Source organism: Streptomyces sp. NPDC041108 (assembly GCF_055592645.1).
Genome location: NZ_JBVIYK010000006.1, coordinates 91,952 through 110,129 on the forward strand (window position 1 = coordinate 91,952; position 18,178 = coordinate 110,129).

Annotated in this window: 11 protein-coding genes and 1 pseudogene; 6 read left to right on the forward strand and 6 right to left on the reverse strand. The window is 71.2% G+C overall.

Annotated features, from left to right (window positions below):
* Positions 1-35: 35 nt before the first annotated feature.
* The 3 genes from ACZ6BB_RS18570 to ACZ6BB_RS18580 form a co-directional block, all read right to left on the reverse strand.
* Positions 36-1,442 carry a glycoside hydrolase family 43 protein gene (locus ACZ6BB_RS18570; protein ID WP_471616241.1) on the reverse strand — a complete coding sequence of 469 codons (1,407 nt, stop codon included), beginning with the start codon at positions 1,440-1,442 and terminating at the stop codon, positions 36-38.
* Positions 1,439-3,439, reverse strand: coding sequence for an RICIN domain-containing protein (locus tag ACZ6BB_RS18575; RefSeq protein ID WP_471616242.1), 2,001 nt, complete (start codon positions 3,437-3,439; stop codon positions 1,439-1,441). Before ACZ6BB_RS18575 ends, ACZ6BB_RS18570 begins: the two co-directional genes overlap by 4 nt.
* 598 nt (positions 3,440-4,037) lie before the next feature.
* Positions 4,038-7,970, reverse strand: a complete 3,933-nt coding sequence (locus ACZ6BB_RS18580) for a glycoside hydrolase family 2 TIM barrel-domain containing protein (protein ID WP_471616243.1) — start codon at positions 7,968-7,970, stop codon at positions 4,038-4,040.
* 248 nt (positions 7,971-8,218) lie between these two features.
* Between ACZ6BB_RS18580 and ACZ6BB_RS18585 the strand changes: the two genes are divergently transcribed.
* The 4 genes and pseudogenes from ACZ6BB_RS18585 (at position 8,219) to ACZ6BB_RS18600 (ending at position 11,888) form a co-directional block, all read left to right on the forward strand.
* Positions 8,219-9,064, forward strand: a complete 846-nt coding sequence (locus tag ACZ6BB_RS18585) for a DMT family protein (protein WP_471616244.1) — start codon at positions 8,219-8,221, stop codon at positions 9,062-9,064.
* Positions 9,065-9,091: 27 nt separating this feature from the next.
* Positions 9,092-9,487 (forward strand): annotated as a pseudogene (locus tag ACZ6BB_RS18590) (hypothetical protein); the annotation flags it as partial.
* 218 nt (positions 9,488-9,705) lie between these two features.
* Complete coding sequence (locus ACZ6BB_RS18595; RefSeq protein ID WP_471616245.1) at positions 9,706-11,133, forward strand: serine hydrolase domain-containing protein; 1,428 nt, start codon at positions 9,706-9,708, stop codon at positions 11,131-11,133.
* A gap of 149 nt (positions 11,134-11,282) precedes the next feature.
* Positions 11,283-11,888 carry a 3'-5' exonuclease gene (locus ACZ6BB_RS18600; RefSeq protein ID WP_471616246.1) on the forward strand — a complete coding sequence of 202 codons (606 nt, stop codon included), beginning with the start codon at positions 11,283-11,285 and terminating at the stop codon, positions 11,886-11,888.
* Positions 11,889-11,938: 50 nt separating this feature from the next.
* On the opposite strand, the gene ACZ6BB_RS18605 is transcribed toward ACZ6BB_RS18600, so the two are convergent.
* A complete protein-coding gene (locus tag ACZ6BB_RS18605) occupies positions 11,939-12,847 on the reverse strand; it encodes a helix-turn-helix domain-containing protein (protein WP_471616247.1) in 909 nt (302 codons plus the stop codon).
* A 116-nt stretch (positions 12,848-12,963) separates the two neighbouring features.
* On the opposite strand from ACZ6BB_RS18605, the gene ACZ6BB_RS18610 reads away from it, so the two are divergent.
* Positions 12,964-13,527 carry an LPXTG cell wall anchor domain-containing protein gene (locus ACZ6BB_RS18610; RefSeq protein WP_471616248.1) on the forward strand — a complete coding sequence of 188 codons (564 nt, stop codon included), beginning with the start codon at positions 12,964-12,966 and terminating at the stop codon, positions 13,525-13,527.
* 197 nt (positions 13,528-13,724) lie between these two features.
* Here the strand turns inward: ACZ6BB_RS18610 and ACZ6BB_RS18615 are convergent, their stop codons facing one another.
* Positions 13,725-14,348, reverse strand: a complete 624-nt coding sequence (locus ACZ6BB_RS18615) for a hypothetical protein (protein WP_471616249.1) — start codon at positions 14,346-14,348, stop codon at positions 13,725-13,727.
* Positions 14,349-14,915: 567 nt separating this feature from the next.
* Between ACZ6BB_RS18615 and argG the strand changes: the two genes are divergently transcribed.
* Positions 14,916-16,370, forward strand: coding sequence for an argininosuccinate synthase (gene argG / locus ACZ6BB_RS18620; RefSeq protein WP_046919575.1), 1,455 nt, complete (start codon positions 14,916-14,918; stop codon positions 16,368-16,370).
* Positions 16,371-16,481: 111 nt separating this feature from the next.
* On the opposite strand, the gene ACZ6BB_RS18625 is transcribed toward argG, so the two are convergent.
* Complete coding sequence (locus ACZ6BB_RS18625) at positions 16,482-18,155, reverse strand: HEAT repeat domain-containing protein (RefSeq protein WP_471616250.1); 1,674 nt, start codon at positions 18,153-18,155, stop codon at positions 16,482-16,484.
* Positions 18,156-18,178 lie beyond the last annotated feature (23 nt).

Genomic DNA, 18,178 nt, shown 5'->3' on the forward strand with positions numbered 1-18,178 from the left:
GGGAACGGTCGGTCACACCGAGCGGGGCCGTTGTCTCAGTAGCCCACCCGGAACGTCGCGTCCGCCCTCTCCGTCGCCGTGGAGATCGGGTCGATGCGGAGCACGTAGTTGCTGTGGCGGATGTAGCGGGTCGGGTTGTTGTACGAGCGGAAGGACGACCATGTCGAGTCCGCGAGGCCGGCGACCCGGGTGAACGTGGCGTCGGCGGCGAAGGCCGGCGTGCCGTCGTTCACGTCGAGGCGCAGGTTGTAGCTGTAGTGCCGGAGGTAGCGGGTGGGGTGGCTGACCGACTGGAAGGACACCCCGGAGGAGTCCGCCAGGCCCGGGACCAGCTTCCACTGGGAGTCCGTGAACGGGTCGAAGGGGTACTCGTCGATACGGCCCACGTAGTTGCTGTGGCGGACGTAGCGGGACGGGAAGTTGTACGACTTGAGGCGGTTCCAGGCCGGCGCACCCCACTTGGCCACCAGGTTGGTGTACTCGGTCGAGGTGATCGGGCGGATGCCGCAGTGCTTGGAGTTGAGCGGCTGGGTGTAGAGCTTCTGGTCGAGGGCGGTCCAGGTGCCGGCGGCCAGGTCGCCGGACTGCCAGGCGTAGAAGACGCCGTTGGGGGTGTACGTGTCTCCCCACAGGTACCAGGTGTCGGAGGTCAGGGACTTCACCACCGTGGGGGCCTCGGTGCCGCCGTGGGAGGCCGCCGTGCTGAACGGGGTGAAGCTGCCGGGGTTCAGGGTCGTCGAGCGGGCGCCCACCAGGGTCTGGTTGACCTTGTAGTAGAGGTAGTTGACGCCGTTGACGCCGACCGTGAGATTGCCGTCGATGATGTCGTAGCCGGGGTCGAAGAAGACCTGGGGGCTGGACGTCGTGACGAAGTCGGTGGTGTAGCTGACCATGATGACGTTGTGGCCGCTGCTGTTCACCGAGGAGTAGAGGATGCCGTAGCGGCCGCGCGCGGCGTCCCAGTAGGCCTCCGGGGCCCAGCTGTGGGTGCCGGTCATGTCGTGCAGCTTCACGCGCCGGTAGCCGGTGAAGGTGCGCAGGTCGGTCGAGTCCCAGACGTGGATGTAGGTGCTGTTGTAGTTCCAGTCGGTGCCCTTGAGGTCCGTCGCCAGGACGACGAACGTACCGTCCTGCTTGCGCATCAGGAACGGGTCGCGCAGCCCGCCGGCGCCTTGGGTGGGGGTGACCAGGGGCGCGTTCTGGTTCAGCGGGGTCCAGTTGAGTCCGTCCTGGCTGACGGCCAGGTGGAGGCCGTAGTCGGCCTCCAGCATGGTGGTGGACTCGGTGAAGTAGACCATCGCGTACGCCGAGTCGGCGGCGTGGGCGGTGCCCGCGCCGAGGGTCAGCGCGCCCGTCGCGGCCAGCGGGACGGTGGCCGCCATGCCGAGGAAGAGCCGGCGGGAGGGGCCCTGCCGGTCCGGTCCGTACGTAGTTCCGCTCATGTCCGGCTCCACTTCTGGTTGTTCTGGCCGTTGCAGGACCACAGGACGAGCTTGGTCCCGTTGGTGGTCGCGGCGTTGTAGGCGTCCAGGCAGAGACCGGAGTTGACGTTGACGATGGTGCCGTCGGCGTTCACGTTCCACTGCTGGTTGGTGCCGCCGTGGCAGTCCCAGATGACGACGCGGGTGCCGTTGGAGGTGCCGCGGTCCCAGGCGTCCAGGCACTTGTTGCCGTAGACGACGAGTTCCTTGCGGGAGGTGTACTGCCAGACCTGGTTCTGGCCGCCGGAGCATTCCCAGAGCTGGGCGTCGGTGCCGTTGGTGATCGTGTTGTTGTCGATGTCGGCGCAGCGGCCGGAGCCCGTGCCGGTGATCAGGGTGCCGTTGGTGCCCGGCAGCGGCCGTACGACGATGCCTTCGAGGGTCGGGGCGCCGGAGAAGGTGATCGTGTTGGCGCTGCCCTTGGTGAGCGACATGGCGACGGAGATGTTGCCGGGGGAGGAGCCGGTCGGCGGGAAGGAGACCTTCGTGGAGGTCTGGCCGTTGACGGTGAGGGTGCCGACGCGAGCCGAGGACGTGTTGTTGGTGTAGGAGACGTCGACGGTCTTCAGGCCGGTGTTCCCGGCGACCACGCCGGAGAAGCCGGACGTGCCCGTGTACGCGCTCGACGTCTGCTCGGTGCCGCCCTTGACCGTGAGCATCACGGAGGCGCCCGCAGGGACGCTGGTGGTGTAGCTCGTGCCGGGGGTCCCGACGTCGCTGCGGCTCCACAGGTCACGGACGGTCGCGGAGGCGTTCGTCAGGCCCAGGTCGGACCAGCGGACGGTCATGTTCTGCGTGGTGGAGGTGCGGTTGAGCAGCACGACCGCGCGGTTGCCGCTGCCGGAGAGGACCTTGCCGTAGACCTGGAGGCCGGTGGTGTCCTCGGCGACCTTGACGCCTTGGAGGCCGCGGGGGTCCTGGTCGACGGCGATGACCTCGGGGTTCTTGAGGATGTTCGCCGTGGCGGTGGTCATGGTGGAGAGGTCGTTGCCCGCGAGCAGCGGGGCGCCGGAGACCGCCCACAGGTTCATGTGGGTGCGGTCCTGGGCGGCGGTGAGGCCCATGCCGATCATCAGCATGTCAGGGTCGTTGTAGTACCCGGTGTGCTGGGCGGTGGGGTGCACGTTCCGGTCGTAGTTGGTCAGCATGCCCGCGTACGTCAGGCCCTGGCCGTGGTAGAAGATGTCCGTGTTCGTCCGCCACATGGGGCCCATGCCCGGCGCCCAGTTCCAGGGGTTGGAGTAGCCCCAGTTGCACAGGGAGAGGGTGAGCGGGCGGCCGGTGGTGGCGGTCGCGGTGGCCACGGCGTCGCTGATCGCCTGGTAGGTCGTCCTCGGGTCGAGGCCCTCGGCGTCGCCGCCGCACCAGTCGACCTTCACGAAGTCGAAGCCCCACTTCGAGAACTGCGTCATGTCCTGGACGTAGTGGCCCTCGCTGCCGCTGCCGGGCGCGGCGGGGCGGCCGGTGGGGAAGTAGTAGCCGCAGCCGTCCTTGCCGGCATCGGTGTAGATGCCCGCCTTCAGGCCCTTGCTGTGGATGTAGTCGGCGATGGCCTTCATGCCGCCGGGCCACTCGGCCTCGTCGATGGTGATGTTGCCCGCGCCGTCGCGGGTGCCCTGCCACCATCCCTCGTCGATGTTGATGTACTCGTAGCCGGCCTCGGGCAGCCCGGCCGCGACGAACGCGTCGACCTGGCGCTTGATGACGTCGTAGTCGACCTTCGCGGCGAAGGCGTTCCAGGAGGCCCAGCCCATCGGGGCTTCCGGGACCGGTATTTGACGGTCCGTCACCGCCACGGGAGCGGCGTCGGTCAGCGTCTGGGGGCCGGGGGCCGCGGTCGGCGGCTGGGCGAAGAGCAGGGCGGCCGTGGCGGCGGTCGCCAGGGTGACGGCGCGGATCACCGTCGTCCTGCAAAGCCGGTGGAGACCACGGGAGTTGGCACGTGGAGGGGAGGTCATGCGGCTCCTTCGATGGATACCCGGAGATCGATATCTCGAACGGGGATCGGCGCGCCGAACATGCTGGCTGGCCGAAAGTAGAGCCGGGAGTGAAGGAAGTCAACGGCTGTGGCAGAGGTGTTTTTTGAACCGGTCACAAAGTAGCGACGCGGAGGCGGGAGCGCGGGTGCCGACGGGGCGGCAACGCGCGGACGCCGGGCCCGGGAAGGGCCCGGCGTCGCGCCACCGGCGGTCGCGTTCCGCGGCGGGGGCACTGGCGTGCCGAGTCCGGGGAGGGGTCTGCCGGCCCTGATGGGTTCGGCCTGGTCAGGCCGTGTGACCGGTCACTCTCGCCCCTCACCGGATGAAATCGGCCGCCTCCTCGTCCACCGGCCGCGTCCTCGTTCACCCCGTGACGCGGTGGACTCGTCACCGGAGACGGAGACGGAGACGGAGACGGGGACGGAGACGGAGACGGAGACGGGGACGGGGACGGAGACGGAGACGGGGACGGGGACGGAGGCGACGCCGACGCGAAGGTCCCGTCTCGCGGCGAGACGGGACCTTCGTGCCGGTAGTGCCGGTAGCGCCGGCCGTGCCGGTCACGTGTGGGAGGGCGTCACTTGGTCGCCGTGGGCCTCCTCGACGCCGCTGTCGCCTCGCCGACGTCCGTCAGCGGGCGCAGCCGGTACGTGTACGCGTAGTCGCGGTTGGCGAAGAGCTTGTACTCGTCGTGGGTGTGGGCGCCCCAGCTGTTGTCGCCGCCGACTCCCATCTGGCGGTGGTTGACGCGCAGGACGGGGGTGTCGCGGGGGGTGAGGTGGTAGTCGTGGCGCAGGCCCGTCGACAGGTCCTCCGGGGTGAAGTAGGAGGCGTTGATCTCGATCAGCCCGTCGCCCGAGACCAGCAGGCCCTCTCCGTCGCGGTCGGTGACGGCGGCCCAGCGGACGTCGGTCTTGTTGCCGTTCTCCTGGGGGCGGATGTAGCCGGACCACTGGTCGGCGATGTCGCCGGAGTAGAGACCCACGTCGGTGCCGTTGTTGCGGTCCCAGTGGTTCTCCTCGGGGCCGCGGCCGTAGTAGTGCAGGCGCTCCAGGCGGCGGTTGAGCAGGAACAGGGTGCCCACCTCCGGGATGTACGGGAGGGAGGCGGCACCCGGGTGCAGGGTGTTGTCCACCTTGATCTCGGCGTTGCCGAACACCGTGTAGGTGGTCGTGTAGGTGGACTCGGTGGTCGTCGGGAGCGTGCCGCTGACCTTGATCTCCACGGCCCGCTCACCGAGCGCGCGCACGGTCACGCCCGTGACCTTGCGGTTCGTGCCCGCGTCCCGCCAGGTCTGGTTGCGGGTGTGCTGTCCGTTGCCGTGGTCGTTGTCGGTGGGGGCCCGCCAGAAGTTGGGCACCGGGCCGGAGGAGATCAGCCGGGTGCCGCCCGCCTTGTACGAGGTGATCGTGCCGGTCGCCTTGTCGACGGTGACGGAGAAGCGGCCCGGGTAGCCCTTGCCGGTGACCGTGACGGCCTCGTCGCTCTCCTCGTACTTCAGCTCCGGGACGTCCGCCAGGGGGACGGGTGTCACCGCCGGGCTGCCCGCGTCCACGGACAGCTGCTCGCGGGCCACCTCGAAGCCGGCCTCGGCCCAGGGGGCGGAGTCTTTGGTGGTGAAGGAGAGTTCGAGGAAGTACTCGGTGCCGGGGGCCGGGTCGGCGGGGAGGTCGAAGGGGACCGTGATGTCCTTGGTGGACAGGGGGCCGACGTCCAGCTGGTCGCGGGTAAGGCGGCCCTCCTGGACCTTCTTGCCGTCGGCCACCAAGGTCCAACCGCCGTCCAGCTCACGGAGGTTGGTGAACAGGTACTCGTTGGTGAGCGTGACCCTCTTCGAGGTCAGGGTGGTGCCGGTGGCCGGCTTCGCGTGGACGGCCTGGTAGATGCGCTTGACCTCGGCCGCCTTGCCGGTGTGGCCCCGGTCGGCCTTGATGATGCCGTCCGCGACGAAGGCGCCGTCGTTGGGGTTGTCGCCCCAGTCACCGCCGTACGCGAGGAACGAACGGTCCTTCGCCCTGCTCTCCGCCACCTCGACCGTCGCCGCGTCGAACCAGAAACGCACCCCGTCGTCCTTGGCGCCGCGCCCCGTGGAGGCCAGCTCGGAGCCGCTCAGGGCGCGGGCGTACACGCGCGCCCGCCGGATCGTGCCGCTGAACTCGCGCGTCGGGTTGTCGGTGTCGGTGCCGAGGGCGAGCGGGGCGACGTTCACGCTGGGCCGCCGGGTCGTGGTGCGGGTCGCCTTCACCTCGCCGTCGACGTGGAGGGTGAGGGACCCGGACCCGGCGTCGAAGACACCGGCGACATGGTGTTCGCGGCCGGTCCAGCCCTCGGCCGGGAGCCCCCAGCTGACGCTGACCCACTGGCCGCCGCCGTAGATGAAGAACTCGATGTTCTTCTCGCTCTGCTTGAGGGCGTAGTGGGTGTCGCCCTTGGCGATGATCGGCTGGTGGCCGCCGGTGACGTGCGGGGTGAACCACGCCTCCAGCGTCAGGGAGCCGGTGAGGTCGAGGGCGGGGTCGCGGGTGAAGCCGGTGGCGCCGGAGAGACCCTTGTCGCGGCTGAACGTTCCTGCGGCGGTGAGGAGTTGCCCCTTCAGCGCGCTCGGGCCCTCGTCGGTGAAGACCTTCAGCCGGGGGATCGGCCAGGTCAGCGACTGGTCGACGAAGTCCCAGATCCAGCCGCCCTGGAGGACGGGGTAGCGCCGGACGAGGTCCCAGTACTTCTTGAAGTTGCCGGTCGAGTTCCCCATGGAGTGCGAGTACTCGATCATCACGTACGGCCGGGTGTCCGAGGTGTCCTTGGCCCGCTGCTCGACGCGCTGCGGGCTGTCGTACATCTCCGACCGTATCTGGCTGATGGTCGGCCGGTCGTCGCCCTCGTACTGGATGACACGGGTCTTGTCGTACGACTCGATCCAGTCGCGCATGGCGACGAAGGTGGAGCCGCCGCCCGCCTCGTTGCCTAGGGACCAGATGACGACGGAGGCGTGGTTCTTGTCGCGGTGGACCATGTTCCGGGCGCGGGCCACACACGCCTTGGTCCAGTCGGGGTCGTTGCCGGGGAAGCGGTCCCGGATGCCGTGCGTCTCCAGGTTCGTCTCGTCGACGAGGTAGAGGCCGTACTCGTCCGCCAGCTCGTACCAGAGCGGGTTGTTGGGGTAGTGCGAGGTGCGGACGGAGTTGATGTTGAGGCGCTTGATGATGCCCATGTCCTGGACCAGGTCGGCGCGGGTGAGCGCCATGCCCCGGTCGGGGTGGATCTCGTGGCGGTTGGTGCCCCGCAGGGAGACCGGCTTGCCGTTGATCCGCATCAGCCCGTCCTTGAGCGCGAACTCGCGCAGGCCGACGCGGTGGGAGAGGGTCTCGACGACCTTGCCGCCCGGGTCGCGCAGCTGGAGCACGGCCGTGTAGAGGGTCGGGTGCTCGGCGGACCACAGCTCGGGGGAGGGGACGGCCCTGGCGGCCTGGACGGTCACGTCCTCACCGACGGCGGAGGCACCGACGGTGACGGACTGGACGAGGGGGCGCGACCAGACGGCGTGTCCGCCGGCGTCGTAGAGCTGTGTCTCGACGGAGTACGCGCCCTCGTGCCCGGACTCGTAGGCGCGCACGCTCGCGGTGACGGACAGCTCGGCGGTGGTGTAGCCGTCGGCGAGCGGGGTGTCCAGTTTGAAGTCGCGCAGGTGCACGGCCGGGGTGGAGTAGAGGTAGACCGAGCGGAAGATCCCGCTCAGCCGGATCATGTCCTGGTCCTCCAGCCAGTCGCCGTCCGAGTACCGGTAGACCTCGACGGCGATCTGGTTCGACCCCGGCTTGAGGTGCTGGGTGATGTCGTACTCGGCCGGGTCGTAGGAGTCCTCGTGGTAGCCGACGAGTTCGCCGTTGATCCACACGTAGTGGGCCGACTTGACGCCCTCGAAGTGCAGGAAGGTACGGCGGTCGCCGGCCGTCCAGTCCTTGGGGAGCTGGAAGGAACGGCGGTACTGGCCGACGGGGTTGTACCGGGTCGGCGCGTTCGGCGGCTGCGCCTCCTCGCCGAGGCCGTTGGGGCCCCACCAGGGGTAGGTGATGTTGATGTAGATGGGGAAGTCGTAGCCGTGCAGCTGCCAGTTGGACGGTACCGGGATGGTGTCCCAGTCGCTGTCGTCGACGTCGGTCCGGTAGAAGTCCTCGTCCCGGTCGCCGGGCCGGTCGACGTACGCGAACCGCCACTTGCCGTCGAGGCTCAGCCGGTACGGGGAACGGGTGCGGTCGGCGGCGAGAGCCTGTCTGACGTCCGCGTACGGCATGAGGGTGGTGTGGGGCGGTTCGGCGCCGACCTGGAAGAGCGCCATGCTGCCGGACCACTCGGGGGTGCCGTCGGCCTTCGGCGCGAGGAGGGGGGCCGCGTGGGCGGCGCCACCGGAGAGGGCCACGGCACCGAGGAGGGCGGCGCCGCCCTCCAGCAGGCGGCGGCGGCTCATGACGGGCCGGGCGGTGGGGGTGCCTGTGTGCGGGTGCTGCTGTGGCATGTACCGGGGCCTTCCTCGACGACATTGGGGAGTGCGCGTGCTGAGGAGCGTCTGATGCGTCGGATGGTGTCCGAAGTTGTTGAAAAACCGGGCCCACCCTAGGACTTCGAACAGAACGGGAGCAATGAATCTGTCGCGCTTTGTGCGGTCGTGAGGGTGGGGTGGTGAGAGCGCGAGGGTGACGGCCACGTGGGTGCGTGCGCTGGTGTTGCCCGCCCCGGGCCCGTCCCGCCGCTTACGGTGCCCCCATGGTGGTGGGTGTGGTGTGGGCGTTGTGCGCGGCCGTGTGCATGGGGACGGCGACCGTGCTGCAGGCGCTGGGCGCGCGGCGGGCGGCGCTGAGGGACGACGGGCGCGGCCGGGGCCGGACCGTGGTGGAGGTGCTGCGCGGCTGGCCCTTCCTCGCCGGGGCGGGCCTCGACACGGCGGGCTTCGCGGCGCAGGTGGTGGCGTTGCGGCTGGTGCCGTTGTTCCTGGTGGAGGCGGCGGTGGCCGCGTCGCTGGCGGTCACGGCGGTGGGCGGCACGGCCGTGCTGGGGCTGCGGCTGCGGCGGGCCGAGTGGGGTGCCGTGGCCATGGTGTGCCTGGGTCTCGCGACGCTCGCGGTGTCCGCCGGGCGCACGGGCGAGGGACACGGAGACACCGGGCTGCGGGTCGCGGTGCTGGTGGCGGCGGTGCTGGTGGTGGCGGGCGGGTGGGCCCTGGGCGGCCGGCTGCGGCAGGGCCGGGCGGTCGTGCTGGGCGCGGCGGCGGGCCTGAGCTTCGGCCTCACCGCGATCGCCGTACGTCTGCTGCCGGACGCGACCGTCCCCGCGGTGCTGGCCCAGCCGGCCGCGTACGCCGTCGTCGTCTCCGGTCTCGGCGGCTACCTCCTCCTCGTCCAGGCCCTCCAGTCGGGTTCGGTGACGGCGGCCACGGCGGCGATGGTCATCTGCGAGACCGTCTGGCCGGGCGTCTTCGGGGTGGTCTGCCTCGGCGACTCGACCCGGCAGGGGTACGGGTGGCTGGCCGTCATCGGGTTCGTGGGGTGCGTGGGCGGCGGGGTGGCGCTGGCCCGGTTCGGGGAGGCGGGGGAGCCGGAGGGCCGGGGGTGACCCGTGCCCGGCGGGCGGCAGCCTTCCACCAACATGCTGGACGGCGCCGGAGCCCCGCAGTGCGCTCCCGACTGCGGCCGCTTCTTCCACCAGGACGGCGACTACTCGCGCTGTCCCGGCGGCGCCGCCCGCCACTACGACCAGTCCCTCTGGCTCACCGAGGGCTTCGGCGGCGGTGCCGGCGGTGACCGGGGGCAGCGCATGGGCCGCTCCTACTTCACCGGCGCCCTCGGCCGGGAGAACATCCACATCTATCTCCACGAGGTCGGCCACACCTTCGGCCTCGACGACTTCTACGACTGGTCCCCGACCGGCCGGTGCTGCTTCCTGATGAAGGCCGGCAGTGCCACCCGGATCACCGAGTTCGACACGTGGATGTTCCGCGGCATCTGGCGTCACATGAAGTCCCGTTACGGCCTCTGACCCCCTCCCGTCACCGACGTGCGCGGGGCCGTGACAGATGTCATGGCCCCGCTGTGAAGGCGCTCGTCCACGGGAACGATGCAGTGCGCACCGGCCGTTCGTGACAATCGCCGTACAGGGCACGGGAGTTGACCGACCGGGCCGCACAGAAGCGCTGACGTGGCAGGGATGTCAGGCACGTCGGCGACGTCACGAACGCCGGAAACGAGGGACACGCCGTGCGCATCACCCATCTCGCCGGGACGGCTCTGGGCACCACACTCCTGCTTCTCACGGCGGTACCGGCCGCCTCGGCCGTACCCGCGGCGGGGAGAACGGCAGACAGCACCGCCGGGAGCACCGCTCGCGGGCCGGGCGGACTGGACCGGGCCGAACTGCGCGGCACGCTCGCCGCGATCCCCGAGGCCGGGATGTACGGCACGTACTCCTCGGTGCGGGACGGCCGTGAGCGCTGGACCGGCGCGGCGGGGCTGGCCGACGTCGACACCGGGCGCAAGGTCACCCCGAACATGCGGCACCGCGTCGGCAGCATCAGCAAGACGTTCACGGCCGTGGCGGTCATGCAGCAGGTGGAGCGGGGCCGGATCAGCCTCGACGCCCCCCTCACGCGCTACGTCCCCGAGCTGTTCAGGGGGACCGGCACCGACGCGAACGCCCGGGAGCGCGGCGACGCCATCACCGTACGCATGCTGCTCAACCACACCAGCCACATCGGCGACTACGTCCGCGGCGCCTTCCCCTCCCTCGACCAGAACTCCACCGCCAGCCTCGACGAGGGCCGCTTCCGCTCGATCAGCCCCCGGGAACTGGTCCGGCTGGGCCTCGCCGCCGACGCCACCGGCAGCCCCGGCGCGCAGCCCGGCTCGTACTCCAACACCAACTACGTCATCGCCGGCCTGATCCTGGAGAAGGTCACCGGCCAGAAGGCGTCGTCGTACATCACCCGGCATGTCATCGACCGGGCCGGGCTGCACCACACCTCGTTCCCGCGCACCCCGTACATCAAGGGTCCGCACGCCCGGATGTACGAGTCGTTCTACGGGCTGATCGACCCGCCCCGCGACTACAGCGTCTACGACATGTCCTGGGCCTCCACCGCGGGCGCGATCGTCTCCACGACGGACGACCTCAACCGGTTCTACCGCGAGCTGCTGACCGGCGGCCTCGTCGGCCGGGCGTCCCTCGCGCAGATGCAGCGCACGGTCCCGGTGCTGGTCGGCCCGGACGCCGCCATCGACTACGGCCTCGGCATCTACGCGCTCGACCTCCCGGGCTGCGGGCGTTTCTGGGGCCACGACGGCGGTGTCTTCGGCGCCGGCACCATCAGCTTCACCGGCGCGCACGGCAAGCGGCAGCTCTCCATGGGCTACAACCTGATGAAGTACCAGCGTCTCAACGAGGAGGGTACGGAGCTGGAGCCGAGCCCGATCGACGATGCGATCATCATCCACCTGGTGAAGGGGCTGTGCCCGTCCCTGGACACGGGTGAGGAGCCGGGCGCGGCGTCCGGGGCGGCGCTGAAGTCCGGGATCGCGGCGGCGGACGCCCGGCGGCTCCTGCGGAACGGCCTGCCGGACGTGGGTCTGTCCACCGGGAACAGCCCGATGGCCCCGAGCCCCTTCGTGCCACCGAACCGGAACCGGTGACCCCGCCCCCGGGGTGCCGGGGTGCCGGGGTGCCGGGGTGCCGGGGTGCCGAAGTCTGGGAATCCCGAGGTCCCGAAGTCCCGGGATTCCGGGCATCGGTGGGTAGAACGCTTCCGTAACCGTCCTCGCACACCAGGGAGAGTAGCGTTTTGCCCACCTTCGTCATCTTCGACCTGGAGTTCACGACCTGGCCGGGGGCCATGGAACAGCACTGGTCGGCCCCCGGCCAGCTGCGGGAGATCGTGCAGATCGGCGCGCTGCGGCTGAACGAGGAGTACGCGGTCGTCGACACGTACGACACGCTGGTCCGGCCGGTGGTCAACCCGGTCCTCTCCCCGCACTTCACCGCCCTCACCGGTATCGAGCAGGGGGCGGTCGACCGGGACGGCTTCGCACCGGCCCGGGCCCTGAGCGACTTCCTCGCCTTCTGCCAGGGACAGTCCGTCCTCTCCTACGGCAACGACATGGTCGTCGTCGGCGAGAACATCGGCTGGGCGCGGGCCCGCGGCGAGGAGATCGGGCACAGCGCCCTCACCCCCGGCTTCGTCAACCTCCGGCCCTGGCTCAACGCCGTCGCCCCGGCGACGGCGGGCGTCAACTCCGGCCGCCTGTGGAAGGCCCTGGGCCTCCCCCGGCCCGCTGTCCCGGGCGACGAACACTCGGCCCTCTTCGACTGCCACTCCATCGCGACGGCGCTACGGCACCTGGCGGGGACGGGGACCGCCTTGGCGGACGGTCTCCTCCAAGGGCCCTAGCCAGGCGGTGCCCTCGATCCCGGCCCGCGGCCGGGCGGGCGAGGGCCAGGTCAGGTCTGGTCCGCGGCGCGCAGGGCCCGCGCCAGCCATTCCAGCTCCTCGGTCGCGTCGGGCGACGAATTCTGCCCGCGCACACGGGCGACGAGCCTGCGGTAGTGCTCCGCTCCTGCCTCGATCCCGGCCTCCAGGCTGCGCAGCACGGCGGCCCGATCGGCGTCACCGAACAGCTCGGACAGCACCTCGGCCGCTGCCGGTTCCTCGGGAGCGACCCCGCCTTTTCTGACCTCCGCGACGGTCTGCACGATCTGCCTGGCCCACCAGATGGACGCCCCGGGGGGACGGCCCTGCCCGGGGACGGGCGTGTTGAGCTCCATCCATGTGCGCAACCGGGCGCGGAACTCGGGGTCCCGAACCAATTCGGCCAAGTCGATCCAGGCGTCGACCTGATCAGGTGTGGGATCGTCGGGCAATTCGATGCTGAAGGCGCGCATGCGGTCGCGCAGGCGCGGGTCGTCGAGGCCGCCGAACACCTCCTCCTTGAACTCGTCGATGATCTGCTTGCGCTCGGCGGCGGAAAGCCGCGCCAACCGGTTCATCAGTGCTGTCTCCTCAACGGTCGAACTCCGTTTCGCCACGGTGGACAGGACGGCCCGGCTCACCTTGAGGGAGCGGATCTGCGCGTCGATCGCGGCCACATGCGCGTCGGCGACCCCGGCGACCGTGGTGCGGCCACTCAGGACCCGGCACACGTCGTCGAGCCCGAGGCCCAGCTCCCGCAGGGTGCGGACCAACTCGACGCGGGCCACGGACTCGGCGTCGTACAACCGGTAGCCGCCCGCGGAACGGCCCACAGGCGGCACCGCCCCCTCGTCCGACCAGAAACGCAGGGTGCGCACCGGAAGTCCGGTGCGGTGCGCGAGCCGGCCGATGGTGAGCACTTCGGGGCGTTCGTGGTCCATGAGCACGATCCTGAACCCTCCAGCGGCTGGAGACTCAAGAGCCTCAGCGCGACATCCCGTGAGTTCTCCAGAACAGGGCGGTGTGCGGCAGCCTCTCGGAGAAGAACGATTTTGAGATGGACACCATGGTCAAGTCGTCCTCGGGCAACTCGTCGGTCACTGTGCACGCGGTGCGAAGCGGCAACGGCGGGCTGAACGTCATGCTGACCAACAAGAGCCCGCAGAACGCGGCGCAGGTGTCGCTCTCGTACGCCGGATTCACCCCGGCCGCAGGGGCGGTCACGACAGTTTCGTACGGCAAGGGAGACACCGCCCTGACGACGGCGAAGCGGGGCACGGCGGCCGCACAGACGCTGCCGCCGTACTCGATCACGACTCTTCAGCTGAAGCCCAGGTCGGGGACCAGCGCTGACAAGCCGACGCCCGCCGCCACGCCGCCCGCCGCCGCGCCGCTCGTCTCCGCCGCCGGCAAGACCGGCAGCCGTGCGCAGGTGGAGAACGGCGCACCCGTCGGCCAGCCGTCTCCGAGCAACAGCAGCAGCAACACGTTCGGCCCCCTGGCTTCCACCGGGGCGAGCACCGCTGTCACGTACAGCGCCATCGGTGGCCTGCTGGTCATCGTCGCCGGCGGTGTGCTGGTACTTCGCGGACGTCGTCGCAAGGCTTCGCACGGGAAGTGAGACCGCGTGAGTGACTGACGGCCCGGCAGCGACGCCACCCACCCGTGGCGTGCGCGCCGGGCCGTCGGCCTGACCGCCGGCGTCGGCGCCGGCGCCGGCGGTCAGGAGACGAACAAGGCCCAGGTCGGGCGTACGGGGCCGTCCCCCCGACCCCCGTGGCGGGAGGACGGCCCCGGCCCTCGCCGGCGGCCGCCGGGTCAGTACAGCTTGTTGACGGCCGTGGTCGTGGTCTTCTTGAAGGCGGTCACGGGCGCGTTCACGAAGTCGCCCATCTGGCCCCACTGGACGACGGTGACGGTCCTGCCGTCGCGTCCGACCGACAGCAGGGCGACGTCGGTGGCGCCCCAGGACGTCTCGGTGTTCAGGCCGCGGACGTGGGCGCCCTCCTCGACCGGCAGCGTGCCGTAGTCCCGGCCTTCGGCGTCGATGTCGGGCGAGGACTCCTCGAGGCGGTCGGCGCAGGTGCGGATCAGGTCGTCGTAGTGCTTCGCCAGGGCCTTGGCCTGGGCGGCTGTGCCCGCCACGACGGTCAACTGCACGGCGTGGGTGTCCAGGTCGGTCCGGAACTCCCGGTGCCGGTACTCGTAGTCGAGCACGCCCTCCGTGCTCACGCAGAGGCCGAGTGCCTCCGGGAAGCCCTCGGTGACCGGCCCCGCCGTCCAGGACGACGTCGGGTGCGGCGGCAGCTGGGACGCCGACAGGAACGTGGGCGCGGCGGTCTTCGGCGCGGCGCCCGCGGCCGGTGCCGTGAAGAGGGTGCCCGCCGCGAGGGCGGCGACGGTGAGTGCGGTGAGAGCGCTCGTTCGGATGCGCATGGGCATGGGTGTTCCCCCTGGATGAGTGCGTGGACGTGGATGCCGCGGCGAGGCCGGCTGGTCGGTCCGGGCCTGTCCGGTGCGGCACCACGAGCATCGGCGGTCACGGCGGCCGGGCGCAACAGCCGACTGCCGATCCACCACGGTGGAACCATCCCAGCCCCTCTGACGTGCGGGTATTCGGGGTGCCTGGGACGGGGTCCAAGGGCGGGTCGGGCTGTACAAGGACGGGGGAACCCGTGTCGGCACCGGACGACGCATCCACAAGATGGCGGAGGTCGCGGCGCTGCCGCAGGCGCCGAGGGAGCCCGCGAACCGGGGCCATGGCTCGCTGACCGCCGTCCGGGCATGAACATCCCGAGGAGTCCGCATGCCCGAGCGTGAACGACTGTCCGAGCGTGAACGACCCGGCGTCCGTGCGGCAGCGACGGCAGCGACGGCAGCGACGGCAGCGACGGCAGCGACGGCGGCAGCGACGGCGGCGGTGGCGACGGCTATGGCGACGGCGTCGATGGGAGCTGAATCACCAGAACCGACTTTGCATGATCATGCATGAGGGTGCATAATCTTCCTATGTCCAAGGTCCTCACCTCTCTTCCGGCCGGCGAGCGCGTCGGCATCGCCTTCTCGGGCGGGCTCGACACCTCGGTCGCCGTCGCGTGGATGCGCGACAAGGGTGCTGTCCCCTGCACCTACACGGCTGACATCGGCCAGTACGACGAGCCCGACATCGCCTCGGTGCCCGGCCGCGCGAAGACCTACGGTGCCGAGATCGCGCGCCTGGTCGACTGCCGCGCCGCGCTGGTCGAGGAGGGCCTGGCCGCGCTGACCTGCGGCGCGTTCCACATCCGTTCCGGCGGCCGGGTGTACTTCAACACGACCCCCATCGGCCGTGCCGTCACCGGCACGCTGCTGGTCAGGGCGATGCTGGAGGACGACGTCCAGATCTGGGGCGACGGCTCGACCTTCAAGGGCAACGACATCGAGCGGTTCTACCGCTACGGCCTGCTGGCCAACCCGCACCTCAGGATCTACAAGCCCTGGCTGGACGCCGACTTCGTCACCGAGCTGGGCGGCCGCAAGGAGATGTCCGAGTGGCTGGTCGCGCACCAGCTGCCGTACCGGGACTCCACGGAGAAGGCGTACTCCACCGACGCCAACATCTGGGGCGCCACCCACGAGGCCAAGACCCTGGAGCACCTGGACACCGGCGTCGAGACCGTCGAGCCGATCATGGGCGTCCGGTTCTGGGACCCGTCGGTCGAGATCGCCACCGAGGACGTGACGATCGGCTTCGACCAGGGCCGCCCGGTCACGATCAACGGCAAGGAGTTCGCCTCCGCCGTCGACCTGGTGATGGAGGCCAACGCCATCGGCGGCCGCCACGGCCTCGGCATGTCCGACCAGATCGAGAACCGCATCATCGAGGCCAAGAGCCGCGGCATCTACGAGGCCCCCGGCATGGCCCTCCTGCACGTCGCGTACGAGCGTCTCGTCAACGCCATCCACAACGAGGACACCCTCGCGCAGTACCACGCCGAGGGCCGCCGCCTCGGCCGGCTGATGTACGAGGGCCGCTGGCTGGACCCGCAGGCCCTGATGATCCGGGAGTCCCTGCAGCGCTGGGTCGGCGCGGCCGTCACCGGTGAGGTCACCCTGCGGCTGCGGCGCGGCGAGGACTACTCGATCCTCGACACCACGGGCCCGGCGTTCAGCTACCACCCGGACAAGCTGTCCATGGAGCGCACCGAGGACTCGGCCTTCGGCCCGGTGGACCGGATCGGCCAGCTCACCATGCGCAACCTCGACATCGCCGACTCGCGCGCCAAGCTGGAGCAGTACGCCGGTCTCGGCCTGATCGGCACCGGCAGCCCCACCGTCGGCGCCTCCCAGGCCGCCGCCACCGGCCTGATCGGCACCATGCCGGAGCTGCCGCAGGGCGGCGCGGAGGCCATCGCCTCCCGCGGCGAGGTCTCCGAGGAGGACGCGCTGCTGGACCGCGCGGCGATGGAGTCCGGCACGGACTGATCGGTCCGGCACGGACCGACCGCCGGGACGACGGCACCGCGAGGGGCCTGTGCGACACGTCTGTGTCGCACAGGCCCCTCGCGCATGCGCCGACGGCCACCCGGCCGGGGGCTACCCGTGCTTCTCCAGCGCGTCGAGGAGCTGTTCCGCCGCGTAGCGGACGCCGCGGGAGGCGGGTGGCCGGGAGAGCGCGGTGAGGGTGGCGAGCAGGTCGGCGCCGGGGGGTGCGGCGGGCAGTTCCCCGTACCCGTCGACGTACCGGCCGATCCCGTACAGGGCCTGGCTGCGGACGGATTCGGACGGGTCGTCGAGGTGGGACAGGAAGAGGGCGACGTCTGCGTCGTCGTCCTCGTCCAGGAGGGTCAGGACGGTCGCCCTGACCTCCTCGGACGGGTGGCCGATCAGGCGCCGTACGGCGGGCCGGGTCTCGGGGTACTCGGTGAGCGCGTTGCCGGTGTGCCGGAGGTTCGGTTCGTCGGTCGTCAGGTGGCCGAGCAGGGCCTCGGCGGCGGCCTGCCGCTGAGGGGGCGGCAGTTCGTGCCGGCCCAGCCGCTCCAGACCGTCGAGCGCCCCGGCCCGCACCCGCCGGTCCGGGTCGCGCAGGAGCGCCAGCAGTGTCTCGGTGGCCCCGGGTTCCGCGAGTTCGCCCAGGGCGGTGGCGGCGGTCGCCCGGACGCAGGGGTGGCCGAGACCGGGGCCCGGGTCGGGCCCGGGAGCGGAGACGGCCACCGCTCCGATCCACCGGACCGCCGTCGGCGTCCCGATGGAGGCCAGCGCCCGTACGGCGCCGGGGCCCGTTTCCGGGTGGTCGAGCCAGCGCACGGCGGCGGGCACGGCACGGACGTCGCCCCAGGCGCCGAGCGCGCTCAGGAGCCGGGCGGCGACCTCGGCGTCGGTCTCGGCCTCCAGCGCCGACAGCAACGCGTCGGCCGTGCCCGAGGGGCGCAGGACCGGCAGGAGCGACTCGGCCGTGCCGGTGCGCCGCAGGGCGTAGAAGAGGGCGTCGACCGTTCCGGACAGCCGCAGGGCCGACAGCAGCGCGTCGGCGGGGCCGGGCCGGTCGTCGGCGAGCATGCCCGCGACCACCCGCCGTACCTCGGGGCACTCGTCGCGCAGGCCGTCGAGGAGCGTGTCACGCAGACCGCGCCGGTGCCGCGCGGGCAGCATCTCCAGCGCTCGTGCGCGCGAGAGTCCGTGGCCGTGCCGGGCGGCGCGCAGAAGCTGTTCCACTACGGGGCCTTCGTTCAGCGAGGCATAGAGGTCACGCTGCGCATGGCCCCACACGAGGGGCTCGGTGTCGCCCAACAGCCGTACGAGCACCGCCGGTTCGGCGGTCTCGCCCCGGCTGCGCAGGCCCAGCAGCGCGTTGACCCGCAGATGCCGGTCGGTGTCGTCCGACAGCCGCCGCAGCGCCGCCACGACCTCAGGCCCGGTCAGCTGCAGCCGCTCGGCGGCGAGCGAGGCCGGGCGCCGTACGGCTGGATCCGCGTCCCCCATCAGCGCGACGACCACCGCGCCCGCCCCGTCGCCGCCGACCGGTCCCAGCCACCCGAGGGCATGCGCCGCCGCGGCCCGCACCACGGCCGCAGGGTCCTCAGCGGCCCGTCCGACGGCATCCCCCACCCCGGTGACCACCTCCCCGTACGCGGCGGCCCACCGCCCCACCCGCCCGAGCCCTTTGACGGCGGCGGTCCTCCGCCCGGGTTGCTCGGCCGCCGACTCCCGCAGGAAGAACCGGATCTGATGGGCCGCACCGTCGGCCCCGCCACCCCTGACAACCCCCACGCGTCCCCTCCGAGTCGCCCGCG